The 23,424-nt window shown below is 26.9% G+C and carries 23 protein-coding genes and 1 riboswitch; of the genes, 1 reads left to right on the forward strand and 22 read right to left on the reverse strand.

Annotated features, from left to right (window positions below; genetic code table 11):
- Positions 1-4: 4 nt before the first annotated feature.
- The 4 genes from I2A66_RS11565 to I2A66_RS11580 form a co-directional block, all read right to left on the reverse strand.
- Entirely contained in the window at positions 5-523 is a 519-nt protein-coding gene (locus I2A66_RS11565; RefSeq protein ID WP_147515695.1) for a CarD family transcriptional regulator, read from the reverse strand.
- Between the two features lie 293 nt (positions 524-816).
- Positions 817-1,788 (reverse strand): class 1b ribonucleoside-diphosphate reductase subunit beta, encoded by a 972-nt coding sequence (nrdF, locus tag I2A66_RS11570; RefSeq protein WP_122640249.1) that lies wholly within the window; start codon positions 1,786-1,788, stop codon positions 817-819.
- An 11-nt stretch (positions 1,789-1,799) separates the two neighbouring features.
- On the reverse strand, positions 1,800-3,899 hold the full coding sequence (nrdE, locus tag I2A66_RS11575; protein WP_122640248.1) for a class 1b ribonucleoside-diphosphate reductase subunit alpha: 2,100 nt from the start codon (positions 3,897-3,899) through the stop codon (positions 1,800-1,802).
- 217 nt (positions 3,900-4,116) lie between these two features.
- The gene (locus I2A66_RS11580; RefSeq protein WP_147515694.1) at positions 4,117-4,566 is read right to left on the reverse strand and encodes a YARHG domain-containing protein; all 450 of its coding nucleotides are present in this window, start codon (positions 4,564-4,566) and stop codon (positions 4,117-4,119) included.
- Positions 4,567-4,789: 223 nt separating this feature from the next.
- On the opposite strand from I2A66_RS11580, the gene cdd reads away from it, so the two are divergent.
- Positions 4,790-5,212 carry a cytidine deaminase gene (gene cdd, locus I2A66_RS11585; RefSeq protein ID WP_122640246.1) on the forward strand — a complete coding sequence of 141 codons (423 nt, stop codon included), beginning with the start codon at positions 4,790-4,792 and terminating at the stop codon, positions 5,210-5,212.
- A 208-nt stretch (positions 5,213-5,420) separates the two neighbouring features.
- Here the strand turns inward: cdd and I2A66_RS11590 are convergent, their stop codons facing one another.
- From I2A66_RS11590 to I2A66_RS11675, 18 genes are all read right to left on the reverse strand, one after another.
- Positions 5,421-5,723, reverse strand: coding sequence for a hypothetical protein (locus I2A66_RS11590; protein WP_122640245.1), 303 nt, complete (start codon positions 5,721-5,723; stop codon positions 5,421-5,423).
- Between the two features lie 137 nt (positions 5,724-5,860).
- Positions 5,861-8,023 (reverse strand): hypothetical protein, encoded by a 2,163-nt coding sequence (locus I2A66_RS11595; protein ID WP_122640244.1) that lies wholly within the window; start codon positions 8,021-8,023, stop codon positions 5,861-5,863.
- Between the two features lie 29 nt (positions 8,024-8,052).
- Entirely contained in the window at positions 8,053-10,152 is a 2,100-nt protein-coding gene (locus I2A66_RS11600; protein WP_147515693.1) for an efflux RND transporter permease subunit, read from the reverse strand.
- Positions 10,153-10,385: 233 nt separating this feature from the next.
- Positions 10,386-11,258 (reverse strand): metallophosphoesterase, encoded by an 873-nt coding sequence (locus I2A66_RS11605; protein ID WP_122640242.1) that lies wholly within the window; start codon positions 11,256-11,258, stop codon positions 10,386-10,388.
- A gap of 15 nt (positions 11,259-11,273) precedes the next feature.
- Positions 11,274-11,963, reverse strand: a complete 690-nt coding sequence (locus tag I2A66_RS11610; protein ID WP_122640241.1) for a TetR/AcrR family transcriptional regulator — start codon at positions 11,961-11,963, stop codon at positions 11,274-11,276.
- 120 nt (positions 11,964-12,083) lie between these two features.
- Positions 12,084-12,266: a hypothetical protein gene (locus I2A66_RS11615; protein ID WP_122640240.1), complete on the reverse strand. Its 183-nt coding sequence runs from the start codon at positions 12,264-12,266 to the stop codon at positions 12,084-12,086.
- Between the two features lie 126 nt (positions 12,267-12,392).
- Positions 12,393-13,115, reverse strand: coding sequence for an ABC transporter ATP-binding protein (locus I2A66_RS11620; RefSeq protein ID WP_195251699.1), 723 nt, complete (start codon positions 13,113-13,115; stop codon positions 12,393-12,395).
- Positions 13,096-14,100, reverse strand: a complete 1,005-nt coding sequence (locus I2A66_RS11625) for an ABC transporter substrate-binding protein (protein WP_122640238.1) — start codon at positions 14,098-14,100, stop codon at positions 13,096-13,098. The genes I2A66_RS11620 and I2A66_RS11625 overlap by 20 nt, the downstream gene beginning before the upstream one ends.
- Positions 14,101-14,115: 15 nt before the next feature.
- The gene (locus I2A66_RS11630; protein WP_122640237.1) at positions 14,116-14,880 is read right to left on the reverse strand and encodes an ABC transporter permease; all 765 of its coding nucleotides are present in this window, start codon (positions 14,878-14,880) and stop codon (positions 14,116-14,118) included.
- Positions 14,846-15,142 carry an MTH1187 family thiamine-binding protein gene (locus tag I2A66_RS11635; RefSeq protein ID WP_122640236.1) on the reverse strand — a complete coding sequence of 99 codons (297 nt, stop codon included), beginning with the start codon at positions 15,140-15,142 and terminating at the stop codon, positions 14,846-14,848. Before I2A66_RS11635 ends, I2A66_RS11630 begins: the two co-directional genes overlap by 35 nt.
- Positions 15,143-15,232: 90 nt before the next feature.
- Positions 15,233-15,332: riboswitch (TPP riboswitch) on the reverse strand.
- Between the two features lie 42 nt (positions 15,333-15,374).
- Positions 15,375-16,145 (reverse strand): TatD family hydrolase, encoded by a 771-nt coding sequence (locus I2A66_RS11640; protein WP_195251710.1) that lies wholly within the window; start codon positions 16,143-16,145, stop codon positions 15,375-15,377.
- Positions 16,146-16,297: 152 nt separating this feature from the next.
- Positions 16,298-17,995, reverse strand: coding sequence for an ABC transporter ATP-binding protein (locus tag I2A66_RS11645; RefSeq protein ID WP_122640234.1), 1,698 nt, complete (start codon positions 17,993-17,995; stop codon positions 16,298-16,300).
- A 126-nt stretch (positions 17,996-18,121) separates the two neighbouring features.
- Complete coding sequence (locus I2A66_RS11650) at positions 18,122-18,445, reverse strand: antibiotic biosynthesis monooxygenase (RefSeq protein WP_122640233.1); 324 nt, start codon at positions 18,443-18,445, stop codon at positions 18,122-18,124.
- A 73-nt stretch (positions 18,446-18,518) separates the two neighbouring features.
- On the reverse strand, positions 18,519-19,466 hold the full coding sequence (locus tag I2A66_RS11655) for a siderophore ABC transporter substrate-binding protein (RefSeq protein ID WP_122640232.1): 948 nt from the start codon (positions 19,464-19,466) through the stop codon (positions 18,519-18,521).
- A gap of 122 nt (positions 19,467-19,588) precedes the next feature.
- Entirely contained in the window at positions 19,589-20,344 is a 756-nt protein-coding gene (locus tag I2A66_RS11660; protein ID WP_122640231.1) for an iron ABC transporter ATP-binding protein, read from the reverse strand.
- Positions 20,345-21,346 carry an iron chelate uptake ABC transporter family permease subunit gene (locus I2A66_RS11665; protein WP_330566221.1) on the reverse strand — a complete coding sequence of 334 codons (1,002 nt, stop codon included), beginning with the start codon at positions 21,344-21,346 and terminating at the stop codon, positions 20,345-20,347.
- Entirely contained in the window at positions 21,336-22,289 is a 954-nt protein-coding gene (locus tag I2A66_RS11670; RefSeq protein ID WP_122640230.1) for an ABC transporter permease, read from the reverse strand. Before I2A66_RS11670 ends, I2A66_RS11665 begins: the two co-directional genes overlap by 11 nt.
- 290 nt (positions 22,290-22,579) lie before the next feature.
- The gene (locus I2A66_RS11675; RefSeq protein ID WP_147515691.1) at positions 22,580-23,308 is read right to left on the reverse strand and encodes a hypothetical protein; all 729 of its coding nucleotides are present in this window, start codon (positions 23,306-23,308) and stop codon (positions 22,580-22,582) included.
- Between the last annotated feature and the right edge of the window lie 116 nt (positions 23,309-23,424).

The following is a 23,424-nucleotide window of genomic DNA, read 5'->3' on the forward strand; positions in this document are numbered from 1 at the left end:
ATTTCTATTCATTATTAACTTGTGTATTGTCTAATTTGCTGCCAATATAATTAGGAACCTCATCCTTCTCAATACCTAAAACTACAGAAAATTCTTCATTAATTAAATTCTCAGCTATACTCATAAACTTTTCATCTATTTGACTCGGTTTCTTCTTATTATTTATAGTATCAGCTTTTTTTTCATATAACATTTTAATCAATGTTAATAATTCTGAACAATCATGAGTTTCTAAAAATTCTTTATAATAATCTTCCACTACTCTTGCATTTTTGTCATATATTAAATCTTTTTGCATTGTTGGTATAATATCTATTAATTCTTGTACTTCTTTATATGACATAATAGGCCTCATAAAAATATTTGTATCTACCGGTGTAAATATCTTTCCATCCTGGTATACAGGTTTTAATGTGTAATAATCTTTATTATTGTTTATTCCAGTTATATTAGGTACTCCTATATCTTCTACTTTACATACTCCACTACTACCATAAATAATTAAATCCCCTACTTTATACATATAAAAATACCACCTTTCATTTAAAGTATAACAACCCTACAATATAAGATTATCATATTTTTTTCTTTAAATGTAAGCAGTAATTTTATAAAATTTATTTTATATATTAACCGTAATACGAACTATTATTCCAAAGTATACTCCCATTAGATAAAAAAATCTCTTAGTATTAAATACTAAGAGATTTTTTATTTACCTTATTTTATTCTTCATTAATTTTTATTTGTTTAGCTTTACTATATTGATATAATGTTAATTAAAATAATATAGTTTTTATCTATATAAAAACATTTTTAAATTATAAAATCTTCATCTTCTAATTCTTCATATATACCCTTTTGATATCCATTACCTTTTGTAGAGAAGAAGTCATGTGTTTTAGTTTCTGTACTTAATCCATTTAAAACTATCGGATTTATATCACTAACTTCGTATAAATCTTCAAACCCTAAATTTTCTAATGCTCTATTAGCATTGTATTGTAAGAAATTTATAACTTCTTTTTCAAGTTTACTTTCCTTATATATTTTGTTAGTATACTCAATTTCATTTTTCATAAGATTATTAAGTATAACATACATTCTTTCTTTAAGTGCTAATTTTTCACTATCATCAAACGTATCGTATATTTCCTGGGCAAGTAATCCTATATATTTACCATGTAAAGACTCATCTCTTAGTATTAAAGAAATTATCTCTCCACTTGCAACCATCTTACCTTGTCCAGCTAAGTATAGTGGATAGAAGAATCCCGAATAAAATAAGAAACTCTCTAAGAATACACTTGTAACCATAGATAAGTATAAACTTTTTTGATCATTAGTATTTTCATATTGCTCTAATATTAACTCAGCTTTTTTTTGTAAGGTTTCTTCTGTTTCTATCCAGTCAAATAATTCATCTATTTCATTACTAGAAAGAAGTGTTGTAAAAATAGATGAATAACTTTTTGCATGTATTTCTTCCATAGTTCCCATAAATGATAATACTGCTTTTCTTTGAAGATTCTCAGTTAAACTCATCATTGATGGTATTCCATTATTACCTTGCTTTGTATCTAATAAAGTTAGTCCTCCTAGAACTTTTTTATATAATTCTCTTTCTTTATCATTTAAATCATTCCATACCTTCAGGTCTTTAGATACAGATATTTCTTCTGGTAACCAAAATTGTTTTACATTTTGTTCCCAAAAAGCTTGTGTAAATCCATCATCTTCTTTATTCCAGTTTACAGCTTTGTGTATTTTTCCTAATCTAAAAGTCATAATCTATCTCCTTATACTGAACACATTAAACATTCATTATCATCTCTAGTCATTTTCGTTCTTGTGTAATACAGACTCTTTAATCCTTTTTTATATGCATATATATATAATTTGGCTATATCTCTTGTAGTCTTATCGTCTGTTACAAATAATGTAGTTGATATGCCTTGGTCTACATGTTGTTGGACAGTAGATACAATATCTATAACTTTTCTCATATCCATTCTATATGCTGATTGGTAGTAAAGCATATTCTCATTAGTTAAAAATGGCATAGGATAAATGGTAGTAGAATCTCCATAAGTTCTTACTTCAACAGGCTCTGTTATAGGCATTATACTTGATGTTGCGTTTTGTACATAACTAATACTTTGTGTAGGTGCTATTGCAGTTAAATATGCATTATAGATTCCATTTATTTTTACATCATCTAATAACTTTGCCCAATCTTCCTTTGTTGGTATATATATACCTTCAAATAACTTAATAACCTTTTTAGCTTTCGGTAAGTATGAGTTTATATAATATTTTGAAAGAACACTACTTTCTCTACCTTTTGCATACTCAGATTTTTCAAAGCCTTCAAAAGTTTGTCCTTTTTCAATTGCAATTTCCATAGATGCTTTTATAGCATAATATCTAACCATTGCAAAAAATACGTCTGAAAATTCTCTAGCTTCATCAGAAGTATATAGCATATTTTCTCTAACTAAATATCCATGTAAATTCATGGCCCCTAAACCAATTGAATGAGACTTATCATTTCCATTTTTAACGGTAGGAACAGCTTTTATATTTGTATTATCCGATACAAAAGATAATGCTCTAATGGCTGTATTAACAGTTCCTTCTATATCTTTATTATCCATTACATTGGCAATATTTAATGATCCTAAGTTACAACTTATATCTTGTCCCCAATTATTCATTTCTCCATAACCCTTTATATCAGAAGATGTTTGATATTGGAAAATTTCACAACATAAGTTTGACATTTTTATTATTCCAACATCTTTTAAAATATGTTCTTTATTAGCTGTATCTATGAATACTACATATGGATATCCACTTTCTTGTTGCATTTGAGCTATTTTTGTTAGCATCTGTCTTGGGTTTATTTCTTTCTTTCTTATATCATCATCATTAGCTAATTTATCATACCATTCATCCATTTTCATCTCATCAATATGAACTCCATATTTTTTATAAACTGAATGAGGATAAAATGCATAAGCTTTCTCATTTTTTTCTGCTAATTCCATAAATTTATTGTGTATAACGGCTCCTAAAGATAACGTTGCTAATCTTATCTTTTCATCTGCATTTATTTTTTTAGTGTCCATAAGCATCTCAAAATCTGGATGGAATACACTTAGATAAACAGCTCCTGCTCCCTGTCTAGCTCCCATTTGATTAAAATAACTAAAAGATTGTTCTAACATCTTAGCTACTCCAACTGCGCCACCAGCAGCACCTTGTATTCCTTTTATATCTTCTCCACTAGCTCTAAGTCTTGATAAGTTTAAAGCTACTCCTCCACCTATTTTTGATAGATGATTTGATGAAGATATGGCATAAGATATTCCTTCTGTACTATCTTCTACTGATAGTAAAAAGCATGATACCATTTCTCCTGCTCTTTTTCTTCCTGCATTTAAAAATGTTGGGGTTGCTGGTTGGAATTCTTGTTTTGATAACTTTTCAGCTAATTTTAAAGCTAACTTTTCATCTCCATCGCCTAATGCTAATGAAGTTATTAACACTTTATCATTGTAAGTTTCTAGAATTTCCTTACCATCATCGCTCTTTAGAGCATAATTTCCATAAAATTTATTTCCACTCATATATGATTGGAATTTAAAATCATATTTTTTTATTTTTTCTTCTAATTTTTTTATAAACTCCAGACTATATTTATTTATAATTTCTTCTGAGTAATAATTATTTTTTATTAAATATTCTAATCTTTCCTCTATACCATTAAATGCTCTTAATCTTGGAGTTACATATTCTTTTATGTAACTGTCTAAGGCTTCTTTATCTTTTTCAAGTTGATATTTGCCATCTTCATCTTTTATTATTACTTGGTTGTTAAGCTTTATCCAGTTCATTTCTCCCATCCTTCTAACTTTTTGTTTTGTATTTTACATTTACAATTTATATTTTATATATCACTATATATAGTTGTATATAATAATACCAAACGCAATATATAGTATATACACTTATTTATGTCTTTTTAAACTTTTTTATTATATTTATTTTTAATTTTAAATGTATAAAAGTTAAAGCACTACTTTTCAATCTAAAGTAATGCCTCATTTCTACTTATTCATATGATTTTATAAAATTTATATTATATTTTTCTATATCACTAAATGTATTCATATCAACTTTTCCAATTGGAGTGTACCATTGTTGACTACTAAAGTAGTTTTTATATTTCGCTTTATCAAAAGTATATCCATGACGTGCAAATATTTCATTTCTAGCTAGTGCTAGTTCTTCTTTACTTAAATAACGTATATCATCATAAGTGAGATACTGGCTACTACTGTAGGAAATTATATAATAATTATTTGGCGCATTATTTTCACTATTTTCTTTTATTACTTGATTATTTTGAACTGTATTATCATTCCTTATCTTTTCATTGTTTGTAGTGGTTTCATCCTTAATAACTATATTATTATTATTAACTACAGGCTCAGATGAGCATCCTATTTGAACTAAACATATTGAAGATATTAATAAACTTATACCCAAATTATGCTTCATAGTTTCACCAACTTTACAATTTTATTACTAAAATATGCATTTAATAGTCTATATGTTAAACTTATTATTTTTACATATTAATAATAATGTATAGTGAAATAATATTTTTTCTATTTACATTTTTAATTATTGATGATACAATAATAATCCCTCAATAAGGGTAATATAAATAATTATATAGAAAGTTTTATAGTATTAAATATAAAGGATTAGGTGAGAATTTATGATCGATGTAAAAGAACTAATTGACAAAGCATTTGAAGCTCAGAAATTATCTTATTCTCCATATTCAGGATTTAGCGTAGGAGCTGCACTACTTTGCGATAACGGAAAAATATATAAAGGGTGTAATATTGAAAATGCTGCATTCACACCTACTAACTGTGCTGAAAGAACAGCTATATTTAAAGCTATTTCAGAAGGAGATAATAACTTCACTGCAATAGCTATTGTAGGAAATAAACATGGCATAAGTCAAGGTGAAGGAGATTTCTGTGCTCCTTGTGCTGTATGTAGACAGGTTATGGCAGAATTTTGTAATCTTGAAACTTTTAAAATTTATATCGCTAAAAGTAGAGATGAATATCTGGAATATACTTTAGGTGAACTTTTACCTTTAGCATTTACAGGTAAGAATTTAGACTAAATTGTAGATTTACATTACATAAGATCTTATGGTATTTAGATTTGATTTTATAAGTATATAAATAAAGTCATTGAGTTTATCCAATGACTTTTTACTTTTTATTTAATTAAATTTATATAATCTCATATAGCTTTATATTGAATTTATATAACATTATAAATAAAAATACCGGTATATTCTTATGTTACCGGTACTTTTATTTTGTATTTTAATAATAAAAACAAAAATCTGCTTCTACACAAAATTCATTTCTACTTAGAAGACCACCATATGAAATAGTTATATAATTCATTTGTGAGTCTAATGCTTTATTTATAATTATTTTATATCCATCTACATCATATAAATTGTCATTTTCATTAGGGGTATCTAATTCTAAATCTATTTTTGCATTAGATGTCATTGTTATACATCTAGTTAGTATTCTTATACATTTTTTATCGCTATTCTCTAACAGCTTATCTAACTCCCTTTTGGCTTCTGATGTTATAAGTATATTCATATCTTCCATAGTTGTCTCTCCTTAAATTATAAATTTATACTCTATATTTTACCCTATAAATATTATCAGTAACAATATTAAATACTAATTATATTTCTTTATAAGACTCACATATATTTATTCAATATTCTATCAGAATTTAATCTTTATTTAAATAATCCTTTCATCCATTTTAAAATACCGCCTTTTTCATTTTGGTGACTAGTATTATCTTCTTTTTTAGTCTTATCATCGCTATTCTCATCAGCGCTACTTTCTACTTTCATTACAAACTTCACATTACTTTGCATATCTTCAGATTTTCCACCATAATTATCGTACTCTTTAGATATATTTATTATTTCATCCTTAGCTTGCAATACTCCATCTATTTTACTTAATTTTTCATCACCTAACTCATATAATTTATCTAATCCATCTGTTTTAAGCTTATTAGTTCCATTATATAAGTTACTTGCACCACTACTTAATTGTTCAGTTGCACTTAATATTTTACTTGAATTTTCACTAAGTTCTGCTGTTCCATTTTTTAAAGTCTTTGAGCCTAGGTTTAATTGATTTACACCTAGGTTCAATTTAATAGTTCCATCATATAAGTCACCGCTACCACTATATATAGTTCCTGTCGCTGTATTTAACTTAGAAGCATTCAAAGCTAGTTCTGATGTTCCTAATTTTAGTGCACTACTTCCCTCCTTCAATTGCTCTCCTCCTAAAGCTAATTGATTTATCCCTGATAGTAACTGACTACTTCCGTTTGTTAATTCATTTCCTTTAGATGAAATGTATTTTAAATTTGTGTTAAATGTATCTGATCCAGACTTAAGATTTTTAAGTCCAGATTGTAATTCTTTTGCTCCATCATAGGCTTCATTTAATCCAGTTTTTAAAGCATTAAATTGGTCTATTACACCGTTATTTACCAACATTTGTGCCACTTTTTGTACATTTGGATCACTACTATTTTGTAGTATTGATATAGCCCAACTTATATCACTACTACTCAGCTGATTTAACTTACCTACTCCATTACCTAATCCATTTACTAATGATGATGCTCCTTCATACGCACTACTTATTCCATCATCTATACCTTTATATGATCCTGCTAATTTACTTACTCCACCTACATATTCATTAACCCCTGAATTTAAACTATTTGCTCCATTTGTTAATTGTGGTGATGCTGATACCAAGCTAGATATTCCACTATCTAATTGAGCTGCTCCACTATCAAGTACATTAACACCTTGTGTGAATAGTCCTTGTGCTGTCTTTAATTCATATAAACCACTATGTAATGTTCCTGCCCCTTGACTTAATGCAGGTGTAGAGCTACTTAGCTCACCTACACCTTTATTTAAGTCACTTATCCCACTATCTAATGTTTTAACTCCATTATTAAATAGTGCATACTTTTCATTTAGTTCATTTGCACCTTTAGATAATTGTTTAGCCCCATCTAATAAAGACTCTCCTCCTTTTTGTAAATCACCTAATGATGATCTTAAATCACTTATAGTACTATTTTCATCTAAATTTTCTAACTCATTCATATCTAAAGCATTAGGAGAAACTACAGCCATTATGCTAGGCATTGTAAAATTTGTAGCATTCGCTTCTATAACTAGTTCATCTTCTAATCCTATTACTGTACTTAGATCTTGATCTAAATCTAATGATTCTTTTAAACCTGGTACAGATATGAAAGTTATAGAACAATTTTTTCCTTCATCTAAAACGGTACCACTGCTTACATCTATGTCTTTAAAATTATCTCTAGGCATAATTACTTCAACAGCTGATAAAAATGGTATATATACTGTTCTATTTTCACCATTAATATCTATACTTCTAGGCTCTCTATTTTTTAATGATATAGTAATTTTTACTTTACCTGATTTATTAATAATTTCACTTGGTTCTACTTTTTTACCATTCAATTCATACTTTATCCCTATATTAATCGGTATTGATTTTGTACTATTACCACTATAATATAAATCATCTCCATCTATATTCCATGTAACATCATTACCATTTATAGTTGGCTCTTCATCACCTTTTAAATTTTTTATATTTGTAAGATCACTTATATCTTTTATTTCCCCTAACTTAGAATTACTTTTTATCCATGTTGATACTATATTTTCTTTTATATTTCCATTTTCATCTAATATGGAATATACTGTTTCATCTTTTTTTATATCACTATTATTGGCAAATACTAAAGTTCCATTACTTGCAACTATTGCTGCAGTTATTAAAGTTGCTGACTTTACTTTCATAGTTTTATTTTTTCTATTCATATCTTATCCCCCCGAAAATTTATAAAAGTTTAATCTTGAACTGTAGATAATTCTTGTTTCTTCTTATCTTCTAAGAATCCTTTGCTAGTCTTTAGTATAATTTTTTCAAATATTATAAGTATTGCTGGTAAAAAGAATATAATTACAAACATACTTATAATAGCACCTCTTGCCATTAATGCACATAATGAGCCTATAAGCTCTAATTTAGATATAATGCCAACACCAATTGTAGCTCCAAAGAAAGATAATGCACTTGTAACTATTGATCTTCCACAGCTTTGTATTGAGTTTTTCATAGCTGTGAATTTATCATATCCGTTAATTAGCTCTTCTTGGAATCTAGATGTAAGCAATATTGCATAGTCAACAGTAGCCCCAAGCTGTATTGTCCCAAGAACTATTGATGCTATAAAGGGTTCTACTGTACCTGTATAATACGGTATTCCTAAGTTTGCAAAAATAGCTGTCTCTATTGCTAATACTAGTATTACTGGTAATGATATTGACTTAAATATAATAGCTATAATTAAAAATATTGCTATTATAGATACTGCACTTACTTTTTTAAAGTCTGTATCTGCTATTTGTATTAAATCTTCAGTCAGTGGAGCTTCTCCACCAATTAAAGCATTTTTATCATATTTATGAACAATCTTATTCATTTCTTTTAACTGTTCTGAGCATTCTGGAGATGCAGCTTTGTATTCTGAGTTAACTATAATCTCCTCGTATCCATTAGAAATTAATTGATCTAAAATCTCACTTGGTAGTATATCTTCATATACCCCCGGTCCTAAGTATTTTTCTAATGCTAATACTAAATTTACTCCATCTAAATCTTCAATTTCTTTTACCATATTTGACTTTTCATAAGAACTCATCGACTTATCTATTAGGATTATATCTGTACTATTCATATTGTAATCTGTTCTCAATTTATTAGTTGCTACTATTGAGTCTAAGTTATCTGGTAAACTTTCATCTAAATTATAATAAACTTCTGCTTTTTGATTCCCTATAAAGGCAGGTATAAATACAATTACTAATAAAATAGCAAGTTTTTTATAATTTTTAACTATAAAATTTGATGTTTTTTCAAATGTAGGTAATAAACTTTTATGTTTATATTTATGAATTAATTTATCGAATGTAAGTATAAATGCAGGTAATATGGTTATTGTACATATAACGCCTATAATAACACCTTTTGCCATTACTAATCCTATATCCTTACCTAGAGTTAAATCCATTGCACATAGAGCTAAAAAACCTGCTACGGTAGTTATTGAACTACCAAATACTGATTTAGCTGTATTTACAATTGCTTTTGACATTGCATCGATTCTATCGTCTGTTAATTCTAATTCCTCATCGTATCTATGTAAAAGAAATATAGAATAATCCATAGTTACTCCAAGCTGTAGTATTGCAGTTAATGCTTTTGTTATGTATGAAATTTCTCCAAATATTATATTTGTACCAAAATTATATATTATTGCTAAAGCAATACTTCCAATGAATATAAATGGTGTTATATAAGACTCTAATGCAAAACATAATATTATTGTAGTTACTATTCCTGCTAATATAACATACATCGGCATCTCTTGTTCTGATATATCTTTAGTATCCTTAACTATTCCTGCCATACCGCTTAAAAATGTCTGTTTACCTGCTATACGTCTTATATCATCTATAGCATTCATAGTTTTTGTACTGGCTGAACCATCTTCAAAATTAATAACCATCATAGTAGACTTATCACCATTGTATAAAAAATTAACCATATCTTTGGGTATAATTTCCTTAGGTACTGATAAGTCCATAAAATCATCTATCCATAATACACTATTTACACCATCAACTTTTGAAACTTTTTCTTTTAATTTTGCAACGTCTTTATCTTCCATACCTTCTACAATAAGCATAGATAGTGACCCTGATCCAAAATCTTCTTTTAATATTTTTTCAGCTTTTATAGTTGAACTACTATCTGGCAAGTAACTTAATATATCATAGTTTATATTTGTTTTTATATATCCAAATAATGATGGAATTAATAAAATTAAAGCTATGAATATTATAAGTTTTCTATGACTAGCTATCTGTTTTGCTAACCTGTACATATTTCTCCCTCCTATTTTAGGCATGCCTAAGTAATTTATAAATACATTGTATTTCACCCCTAACTTAATGTCATTATACAAATTTAATAAAATGTATTCTATAATAAAGTAAAGCGATGAATTCTATCTTAATTCATCGCTTTACTATTCTATATATACTCACCATTATATCCTTTTATTATCAATTTCTATTTTCAAATTTTATTATTTAATTTTATTATTTAATAAAATTTTTATTCTTTACTCTTAAGTATTATTTTGACTAACTCTGGTCTACAGTTTACTCTAACTAACACTTTTGAACCTCCTAGTCCTTTAGTTAATACCATTTCTGAATTATTATACTCATATTTCCCTAAGTCATACTTAGGAAAAAATTCTCTATTTGGAGATAGCAATCCACCTAAAAAAGGCAACCTTATTATTCCTCCATGGACATGCCCAGCTAGAATTAAATCTGCACCCCATTTTGCGTATTCATTAAAATAAAAAGGAGTATGAGCTAATAATATATTATACTTACCTTTATTTATAGGTCCTAGTAATTTTTCAACATATTTTTTATCTATATTAATATTATCTTTTTTCTCAAATAAGTATCTATAACAACTTAGTGGAACTACTAATCCATATAAATTTATGCTACTATTTCCACGATTTATCTCAATATGTTCATTATTTAAATTTATAATATTTTTCTTACCTAATTCACTAAAATACTCTTTATACTTATCTCTATACCTCTTTATTAAAGCCTTTTGTTCATGATTTCCTATTATATGATATACTTTATACTTCTTAGATAGATCATCTATTAAATTAAGAGCAACATTAAAATTTGATTTTTCTCCATCTACTAAATCTCCTGTTATTACTATGATATCTGGACACAATTCGTCTACATATTGTAACAGCTTACAATTATTCTCTCCAAATTTCATATTATGTAAATCACTAATTTGAACTATATTAAAGTTATCAAACTCCCTTGGAATTTTTTCATTTTCTATAAAATATTCCACTTTCTCTAATGATTTATTCTCAAATCTAAAAAAAGTGTATCCTCCTAATAGAAGGGAGCTTCCTATTAGTAATTCTTTAATCATACTTTTACCTCTCTTTTACTGTATATATTTAGACCAAAATGTTTTTATTTCACTTATACTTTTGATATTATCTAGGTCTAAATTATTGATTATTTTTATAGCTTCTTCTATTATATTATTAATTTTATTATAATCAATGTTAAGTAGTAATAATCTAGTCATTATTGTACTATTTACTATATCATCTAAAGTTAAACTACAATCTTTCTCATAATACCTATTTAGAAGTTCACTTTCTCCTGCACATCCAATAGTCATACTTAAGTATATATCTTCTTCATCAAATTCAAATTCTTTATTTAATCCTTTTTTATTAAATAAGTCTATCAATATACTCACATATTCTTTTCTTATTACGTCTACCTTAGATGCTTCTATATATATTCTAAATAATGAATGTGAACTTACTATTATATATGTATATAAATACTGACTAACTGCATATCTAACCATAGTATTACTGCCAATATCATTATTATTATTTATATACTCATATATTTTTTCTAAAAAATCTCTGTATATAAAAAGTAGTATATCTTCTTTCTTTTTAAAATAATAGTATAGATGTCCTCTTCCTATTCCACAATCATCTGCTATCTTTCTAACTGTAGTCTTATTATACCCTTGAGTTAAAAATAATTCAGATGATTTTTCTATTATTTTCTTTCTTAAATCTATTGTATTTTCTATATTATTTATATTCATTTAAATTTCTCCTTATTTAAAGTACTTGTTTAATTCCATTATAGTACTTCAATTATATAATAAAAATACTTTTATAAAAAAATAAGAAGTAGCTATATTGCCACTTCTTATTTAGGTTGATTAATCATCTTTTTTCACTTTGTGATATAGTTTTTCACTCTTAGTTTTATTAGTGCCGCAATTTCTTGCCCCTATTTTTTCGCCATCTTTTACTCCGATTTCAGAGCCATGCTCGAAATACATTTTTCTTAATTCTGCATTAGATTTTGGTCTGTCTTTCATTCTATTTTTATTATTGTCCATAAATGCCTCCTGAAACTTTGAATGATATTGACAAGTATAATTTATCCATTTTTACACTTTAATATTCTCACATTACTCTTTTAATAAAAATAGCTTAGATATACAACTATATATCTAAGCTATTTTCTAAAGTAAATTCAATATATCTTTTTTTAATTTTATATAATCATCACTGCCAAACTTATATTTATTTTTATTATTTAATATAAATTCAGCTTTAATACTTGCTGGCTTTTCAGAAATAACGTATATCCTATCCGATAAAGTGATTGCTTCTTCTATATCATGAGTTATAAGCATAATTGTTGAGTTAAACTTTTTTCTAACATTAAGTAGCCACTTTTGCATATTCGACTTAGTTATAGAATCAAGTGCTCCAAACGGTTCATCTAACAACATTAAATCTTTACTATTTATAAAAGTTCTTAAAAAGTTAGCCCTTTGCTTCATTCCACCAGATAATTCACTGGGAAACTTAAGCTCATACCCTTCTAAACCAAATTCTTTAAAATAAGGTTTCACTATATTTCTGGCCTGACTTTTTTTATTCTTATTAATAATTAAGGGAATAGATACATTGTCAATAATGTTCTTATATGGCAATAATAAATCCTTTTGTTGCATATAACTTATTTTACCATCTATGTGCATATCTCCACTATCCATTTTAGTAATACCTGTTATTATATTAAATATTGTACTTTTACCACTTCCACTTGGACCTAATAAAGTAATCAATTCCCCTTCTTTTATATCTATGCTTATATTTTTTAATATTAATAAATTATCATAACTCTTACTTACATTTTTTAATATTAGCTTTGCTTTGTTATTCTGGTAAGAATTCATTGGTATATGCATCACTTGCTTTCAAATCCTTTTCTATTAAATTGTACTCTCTTAAAAATTCTGTGTAATTATTCCATACACTATCCTTCATTTCTCCCCATCTACTTGCATCACTTATATATTCATTTGCTAAGAATTTTTGACTTTCTATAGCTAAGGTTTCATCTATTTCAGATGCATGCTTTACTAAGATTTTTGCTGATTCTTCTGGATTTTCTACAGCATAATTATATCCTTTTGATGTAGCATTTAAAAACTTTTTAGCTAGTTCTGGATTTTCACTTAATATAGTTTCATTAGATATTATAACTGGAGTATAATAATCTAATCTTTCATCTAAATCTCTTAATGATATATAATTTAAATCTATACCTTTTTGCTTAGCTTCTATTGCTGTCCAACCTTCAAATATCCACATCATATCTACACTGTTATTTACTGCTGTAAAGAAATCATCTTCTCCAACATCTAAAACTTTTAGTTTAGAAAAGTCTACATTTTCTTTTTTCATAACAGCATCAAGTATTGCATCTTCTGATGGAGATCCCCATCCTCCATAAGTTTTTCCTTCAAAGTCTTTTGGTGAAGTTATATTTTTACTCTTTAAAGATGCAAACCCTGATGTATTATGTTGTATAACTGTTGCTATTGCTTTTATTGGTAATGGATCTTTACTTGTCTTAGCATAAGTAACTTCTTCTTGATAACTAATCCCAAAATCCGCTTTTCCAGTTGCAACTAAAGTAGCTGATCCACCATCAGATGGTTGAACTATTTTTACATTTAATCCTTCGTCTTTAAAGTAACCTTTTTCCAACGCTACATATAATCCAGTATGATTAGTATTAGGTGTCCAGTCTAAGACCATCGTAACATCTTGTAATTCATTTTCACTTTTTGCTTCTTTATTTTTTGTACAACCTGAAAGTACTCCTAAACTTAATGTACTAATTAAAGCTAGTGACATCATTCTTTTTAATTTCATCTTATCTCCTCCTGATTATTTATGTCTTATTATTACTTTTCTTAATATATCTACTATTCCCACGAATATTAAACTAAGTATTACAACTATAATTGTTGATGCGAATACCTTATCAAGTGCATATGCACTTTTTGACCTTACCATGTATACCCCTAAACCTTCTGTTCCTCCAAGCCACTCTGCAACAGTTGCTGATACAACCATGTATGTTGCTGATATTTTCACTCCTGAAAATAATTTATCTAAAGACATTGGAAGTTTTAAATGAATAAAAGTTTTTAATTTTGTACTTTTCATAGTTTCAAATAGATTTAGATAATCTTTATCTATATTTTCTAATCCATCTACAAAGTTTATAAGTATTGGAAAGAAACAAGTTAAATTGACCATTAATATTTTAGGTAAAGTATCAAATCCAAACCAGATTATTAAAAGTGGTGCAATGGTTATAGTTGGAATAGTTTGGGAAACTAATAATATAGGGTATAAGCATTTTCTTATTATACTTACAAAGTCCATAATTACTCCTAAAAACATTGCACTAACTAAAGCCAAAATGAAACCACATATAGATTCATATAAAGTAACTTTTATATTAGCAAATAAAACTTGATAGTCATTAATAAATACGTTAATAATATCTATTGGCGTTGGCAGTATGTATTGAGGTATCTCTTTGTATTCAACAACTAATTGCCAAATAATTAATATTGTTATAAATGTTAATATTGGGTAGATATAATTTTTACTTTTGTCTATGATTTTTAAGCTTGTCTTCAATTGTTATTCCTCCTGCTTTCTCGTCTATCCTAACAGTAGTTATAACTCTTTCGCACCCAAGTTCAAAAGGTAACTTATGTACCTTTTGAATTATTTTAAAGATGTCTTCAAAATCTCCCTCTATAGTTGTACTATTTGCACCAACTTCATATTTTAATCCACTTTCTTCTATGCATTCTATACATGCATCTACAACCTTATACATTTCTTCTTCTCCTCTATAAGGTCTTAAAGGTACTACTGCTATATCTGCTATTACCATTTTATTTCCTCCTTTTAATTTTTAATAAAAAAAGTCCTATCATTAAGATAAGACTTTTTATAATAAAATATAATAATTTATATTATTAATCACTATAATTAACATCCTACCTACGTTGGCATTACCCAAATCAGGTTAAGGGTCGAGATTTTAATCTCCTCTCAGCAAATTAGCTCCCCTGTATGTATTTTTTATTTTCTATATTAATTGTATCATTCTTTAATAACTTGCGCTACTTTTTGTTAAAATTTGTTATTTCTTTTAGTATTTTGCTACAGTGCTCTTTAAATTCTTCAACTTCAACATTTTTAATATCACTTATTTTTTTATATACTTTCTTTATTTCATCTGGCATTCCATAAATATTATTTACCCACTGTAATGCAGTTGGTCCATCAGTTTCTGCTAATAATTGGTTTATTGGAATTTTCTTTATTATCTCATTAGTTTTATCGCTGTACCCTAAATCAACACTTCCAGTAAACAAACACTTTATATCTATTAACTTTTCTAAAGTTTTTTCTTCTCCTGAGTACCAATGTATTATAGTTTGTTCTGACACATCATACTTTTTTATATAATCTAATACTAATTCCTCTGCCCCCTTAGTGTGTACATTTATATATTTATTATATTTTTTAGCAGTTTGTAAAAAATACTCAAATACCTCAATTTGATTTAAATAAGTTTCTTTTTCTTCTACCCAATAAAAATCAAGGCCTATTTCTCCGATCAAAGGGGCATATTTTATATAATTTTCTATTTTATCAAAATTAAATTTATTATTTTTAACTTTACTAGGATGTATACCAAATATAGGTATTATATAATCACTTTTATTTGAGTATCCAATATTTTCTATATAACTTTTTTCATCCATTGCACAAGCTATAGTTATTATTTTTTCTTTATTTATAATATTTATTACTTCATTGACTTTATCCTTACTATAAAAATCTATATGATTATGGAAATCTATATGATTATGGAAATCTATATACATCTAGCACCTCCTTTATTTTTATGATATATCTTTAGTCTAAATCAATATTCCTAAACTTTATATTATTTTTTAACAAAAGTCTATCCTAATTTAAATATATTTTTAAGTCTTTCAAATAATAAAGCTAGCAAATTTTGCTAGCTTTATTATAATTATCTATGAAGTTTACTATAAACTCCACCTTTATTTATTAATTCTTCATGAGTTCCTCTTTCTGCAATTCCATTATTAGTTAAAACAACAATTTCATCAGCATTTCTTACAGTAGATAATCTATGAGCTACTACTAAATTAGTTCTATCTTTACTTAACTCTTCTAAAGATGCTTGAATTTCTCTTTCAGTAACATTATCAAGAGCTGAAGTTGCTTCATCAAGTATAATTATTGGTGGATTCTTTAAGAATATCCTTGATATAGAAATTCTTTGCTTTTGCCCTCCAGATAATTTAACACCTCTTTCTCCTATATAAGTATCGTATCCTTCTGGTAGACTTTCAATAAACTCATGTATTCTAGCTTTTTTTGCAGCTTCTATAATCTCATCCTCATTGGCCTCTGGCTTAGCACAAATAATATTATCTTTTATAGTTCCCGTAAATAAAAATACATCTTGCTGAACTACTCCAATATTTTTTCTTAATGATTTTAAACTTACATCTTTAACACTTATTCCATCTATTTTTATATCACCTTGTTCAAATTCATAAAATCTTGGTATTAAACTACATAAAGTAGTTTTTCCTCCACCTGATGGTCCAACTAGTGCTACGGTTTTTCCCGCTTCTATATTTAAATTTAATCCTTTTAATACTTCTTTTTTATCTTCATAAGTAAAAGATATATTTTCAATGTTTATATCTCCTTTTACATCTTTTAACTCTATAGGATTTTCAGCTTCTTTTTCTGTTTCTTCATTAACAATTTCCATAAATCTTTCAAATCCTGTCATACCACTTTGATATTGTTCTGTAAAGTTAATAAGCTTTTTTATCGGTTCAATAAACATCTTTACATATAATAAATATGCTGTAAAATCTCCAAGAGTTATCTTTCCTATATAAGCGAAATATCCTCCTGCTATTAATGCTATAAGTTCAAGTATATCCATAAATAAGTTCATTCCTGAGAAATAATCTGCCATAACTTTATAAGCAGACTCTCTAGCAATCTTAAATATACTATTACTATTGTTGAATTTCTTTAATTCTTCTTTCTCATTACAAAAAGACTTAGTAACTTTCATCCCTGCTATACTATTTTCTAAAGTAGCATTAACATCCCCAGTCTTTACTCTTGTTTCCATAAATGCTTTATTCATTCTTTTTCTCTGTGCAATTGCGAACCACACTAATAGTGGTAGTATTGCAAATATAATAATAGTTAACCCTACATTTATATTTAAAAGTATAAAGAAAGAACCAATAAGCATAACTCCTGATATAAATAAATCTTCTGGTCCATGATGGGCTAGCTCTGATACTTCCATTAAGTCATTAATTATTCTAGACATAGTAACACCTGTCTTATTATTATCAAAATAAGAATTAGGTAACTTTTGTAAGTGAGTAAATACATAATTTCTCATATCCCCTTGCATTCTAACTCCAACCACATGCCCCCAGTATTGCATAAAATGATTTAATATTGCCTTGAAAATAAATATAACTGCAAGTATTATACCAAATATAATTAACATTCTTAAATCTTTATTGGGTACAACATCATTCATAATATCTCTAGTTATCATTGGATAAACTAAATTACATGCTGAAAATAAAAATGCAGCTAAAAGATCTAAGAAAAAAAGCTTCTTGTATGGTTCATAATATTTTATAAAATCTTTTATCATACTAACTCCTCCTATCTATGATTATATATTTTTGTTATAAAATTAGTATATCATATACTTATTACCCAACTAAAATAAATCTACACAATATAAAAGAGATGACTCCTAATAATCATCTCTTTTTAATTACATATTTATATGCTTAACATCATACATATCTACACTTACATTTATTATAAAGTCTGGCTTTTCACCTTTGTTTTTATGACCCTCTTTATGAGCATCGCTAAGTTTAAAGTTTTTATGATCTTCTTGACTTTCCCATCTAAACATAACTATTACTTCTTCATGTTCTTCTTTTCTTAACTTTTGCATTATTGTAACATCAATAAGTCCTTGAGGTTTTTTTCTTTCATTTGTATCATCTTCATTTCTGGGTCTTGAAAATTTATTAATTATGTTTTCTGCATAACCCTTTTTTACTGTAAATTTTTTAGTTTCTATAAACATACTATATCTCCCATTTTTATAAATAAAGTCAGTTTTAAGTTTAAACTTAAAACTGACTTTTTAAGTAATTTTATTATTTTATATTATTTGCTATATCATCTATCATTATATTTATAGAGTTAAGACCACCATCATTTATATACCAAGTATATGCATCTAAATATATTATTTTTCCGTTTTTATATGCATCAGTAGACTTAACTATGTCATTATCTAATACTGTTTCAGCTGTTGACTCTCCTCCTGTAGCAGCTCCTCTATCTAAAACTACTAAGTATTCTGGATTTTGCTCAGCTAAGTATTCAAATGTAACTGTTTGACCATGAGTTGAATCTTCTATCGTTTCATCTGCTGTTTTGAATCCAAGACCTTGATATAATAAAGCATATCTTGAGTTTTCACTATAAACACTTAAGTTTCCTTCATTCACCATAACAGTTAATGCTTCTTTACCATTAACTAATTCTTTAACTTCATTTAATCTTTCTTTTACTTTTGCTAATTCTTCTGAAGCTTTATCTTCCACCTCAAATAATTCAGCTATAGTATTTATATTTTCAGTCACACTTCCTACATAATCAGTATTTTCTTTTGATACTGATATTGTTGGTGCTATCTCACTTAATTGATCATAATAATCTGCTTGTCTTCCACCTATTATTATTAAATCTGGATCTGCTGATTTTATAGCTTCTAAATCTACTTCTTTAACTGTACCAACTTTTGCATATTCATCTGAGTCATATTTTGATAAGTTTTCTGGATACGTTGATGTTGGAACTCCAACAACATTGTCTATTCCTAAAACTTCCATTGTATCTAAAGTAGGTATATCGAATACTACTACTCTTTCAGGATTTTTTTCTACTGTTGTTTCTCCTAAGTCATGAGTTATTGTCATTGTACTTTCTGCTGCTACATTTGTATCTGGAGTAACATTATTTTTATTTTTAGTTAATGCAAATGCTCCTACTAGTCCTATTATTGCAACTCCTGCTATTATTGCTGCTTTTTTATTCATAATATCTCCCTCTCTTTATATAAATTTATTGTATATTGAGTTTACTTCTAATTCAGTATTTAAAATCATTCTCAATTATTTTTCTTTTTATAGGACAATCTTACTAAGATTGCCCTATATTATTAAAAGTAAACACATATTTTATTTCCATTTATCTCTTTTATATCAAAATTCATTTCATATATGTCTTCAAGTACTTCTTTTTGAACTATCTCTTCTGTTTTTCCAACTTTTTCAATCCTACCATTTTTAAGTGCAACTATATTATCAGAATAGCATGATGCAAAGTTTATGTCATGCATGACTAATACGATAGTTTTACCCAAATCATCACAAAGATTTCTAAGAACTTTCATCATTTGAACTGAATGAGACATATCTAAATTATTTAAAGGCTCATCAAGTAATATATACTCTGTGTTCTGAGCTATAACCATAGCTATATATGCCCTTTGTCTTTGTCCTCCACTTAATTCGTCTAAGTACTTATCTTGTATATCAGTTAATTTCATATATTCTATAGCTTCATCAATATATTTTTCATCTTCAGCATTTAAGTTTCCTTGACTATGTGGAAATCTTCCAAATCCAACTAATTCTCTTATTGTAAGTTTTAAGCTTATATTATTTGATTGTTTAAGTATAGCTATTTTTTTTGCTAATTCTTTAGTGTGATAATCACTTAAGTTTTTACCCTCAATAACTACCTCTCCACCATCGCCACTTATAAGTCTAGTAACTATTCCTAAAACTGTACTTTTACCAGCTCCATTTGGACCTATAAATGAAGTTATTTTACCTTTTTCTATATTGAAAGAAACATTATCTACAACATTTCTATCTTTATATTTTTTTAAAATATTTTTTATTTCTATCATCTATTTACTCTCCTTCAATAAAAGCTGTATAAAGTAAATACCACCTATAAAGTTTATTATTACACTTAAAGTTGTGTTAAAACTAAATATATGTTGTACAAAGAATTGACCTCCCACAAGAGTTATCATACTTATTAAAGTTGAACCTATAATTAAGTATTTGTGCTTGTAAGTCTTAAGACCTTCTCTTGCAACGTTAGCAACTATTAATCCTAAGAATGTCATTGGCCCTATAAGAGCTGTTGATATAGATACTAGTACTGAAATCACTATTATCATCTTTTTTACTAATGAATCATAATCAACGCCTAGATTTATTGCTTGTTCTCTTCCCAAAGATAATACATCTAAATACTTTATATCATCATATATAAATGGTACTATAGCAATAATCATTATCATCGATATCATAAGTACGTCTGTGTTAATATTATTTAAACTAGCTATCATACTACTTTGTAAAGCTAAAAATTCATTTGGATCTATTACCATTTGCATAAATGAAGAACCACTTTTAAATAAAGTTCCAAATATCATACCTACAAGCAATAAGAAAAATATATCATTTTTTCCTTTTTCAAATAATATTTTATATAAAAGTATTGATGCTCCCACCATTATAACCACATTTATCACAAAGTTATAACTTTTATTAACTATAAATATACTCGTTGATCCAAATGCAAATACAATTATTGTTTGTACTAATACATACAATGAGTCCAATCCTAGTACACTAGGTGTTAGTATTTGATTATTGGTTATAGTTTGAAAAACTACTGTTGTAAATGCAATACATCCACCACCTAAAACTATTGCTATAATTTTAGGTATTCTTTTTGATATTGCATAATCAAAATGATTCATGTCTATACCGTAGAATAAAAATAATGTTGCAAATACTATTACTAAAGCTCCCATTATATATAGAGTTTTATTTAAACTCGAATTTACTTTGTTAGTTTTTTTATTTATCTTCTTATTTACACTATTAAGCTGCACTTACATTCCTCCTTAATAAAAGGTAAAGGAATATTATACTTCCCATAACACCTACTGTTAATCCTATTGTTATTTCATACGGATATATAACTAATCTTCCAAATATATCACATGCTAGAACAAAAACTGCTCCAAATAATCCCGTATGCCATATATTTTCTTTTATATTGTCTCCTCTGTATAATGAAACTATATTCGGTACGATTAGACCAATATATGGTATACTTCCTGCTGTAACAACTACACATACTGTTACTAATGCAACTATTACTAACCCTAAATTTACTACCTTCTTATAATTAAGACCTAAATTAGTAGCAAAATCTTCACCCATACCTGCGATAGTAAATCTATTTGCATATGCATAGGCTATTATTATCATAGGTATCGTTATGTATAGTATTTCATAGTTCCCTTTTAATATCATGGAGAAGTCACCTTGCATCCATGCACCTACATTTTGTGTAAGATCATATTTATATGCTATAAAATCTGTTATAGATCCTATTATATTCCCAAACATTATACCTACTAATGGAACAAATATTACATTTTTAAATTGAATTTTTCCAAGTATTCTCATAAACATAAATGTTCCTATTAGTGAAAATATAAATGCTACTATTGTCTTAGAAAACATTGATGCCTTTGGCATAAATAACATACATATAACTATTCCAAGTTGTGCTGCATCTATTGTAGCTCCTGTTGTTGGAGATACAAACTTATTTTTACTTATCTGCTGCATTATAAGTCCTGCTATACTCATTCCCATTCCGGCAACTAGAATACTTATTAATCTTGGAATTCTACTTATCATAAATACCATAAGTTTATCCTGATCTTTTGTAAATATATCTATTAATGTTATGTCTTTCGCTCCTAAAAATAAGGATATATAAGATAAAACAATTAATGCTAAAATTAAATATCTCTTCTTCATTACTCCTCCTAATTTAAAGTGATTATCCAATCTACTTGAACACTATCTCCATGTTTTACTGATAATCATTTTCACTCTTTTTACATAGTATCAGTGTTAGATTTTATTGTCAATAATTTTTATCAACTTTTTTATTTTTTTATAATATTTAGTTTTTTTTAACTTTATTTTTATTTATTTGCATTTTTTTCGATTTATTTTATATCTACCCTGTATTTTTCATATTAAACATTATTAATTATATATTTCAATTGACAATAAAAAAAGATTATACATTTGCTATAATCTTTTTACTGGTTAAAATAATCTCTAGCTTGTTTTATTACGAAGCTATCTCCTACTATGTTTATCTTTTCAATTTTTCCATCATCTAAAAATACCATTAATGTTTTATTAGTATTTACGCTATTGTGTATTAACTTATATACTTCTATAGATTTACTCTTACTTACCATATCATAGGCATCAATATTTGGAGTTATATAGTTTAAATATTTATGTAGTTCATCTACAGGATTACCTTTAAACGTATTTAAATTTATACTTTCCATATCACTTAATTCTAATATTCCTTCATTGCTATATTTATCCATTACAATCAAACTACTATCTTCTAGTACTTCATCTTCTTCATATGTTCCGAAATCATATGTTTGAACTTCAACTACTTTATTATTATTTAACTCTATATATAAAGCACTTCCTTCTAATTCATTATCTGCTGTATATTTAGGATATACCAAACCAACTATTCCAGTTTCATTAAGTTCTTCAATAGTTTGAGTATTATTTATTTTATATTTATCTATCCAATAAGTTGTACTATAAGGAGCTCCCATATTATTTAAAACGTAATTATAGTCCTTATTCATTATCTCATTTACATCATTTTGAACTTTTGTCATTGTTTGCTGTTGTTTAGCTCTATTAGTTACTGTTTTTGTTGCACTATCATTTGTACACCCCGTCAAAAATAGACTTGAGATAATGAAACTTGCTACTAATCTCTTTAAATTCATCTTATAGACCTCCTTTTCTATTATTTATGTATAAATTATATAACATTTTTCTAAATTTAATAATATGTATTGTTAATCTGTAATATTTTTGTAATAAGATGCAGTTTTATATGTAT

This window comes from Romboutsia sp. 1001713B170207_170306_H8 (genome assembly GCF_015550495.1).
GTDB lineage: Bacteria > Bacillota > Clostridia > Peptostreptococcales > Peptostreptococcaceae > Romboutsia_E.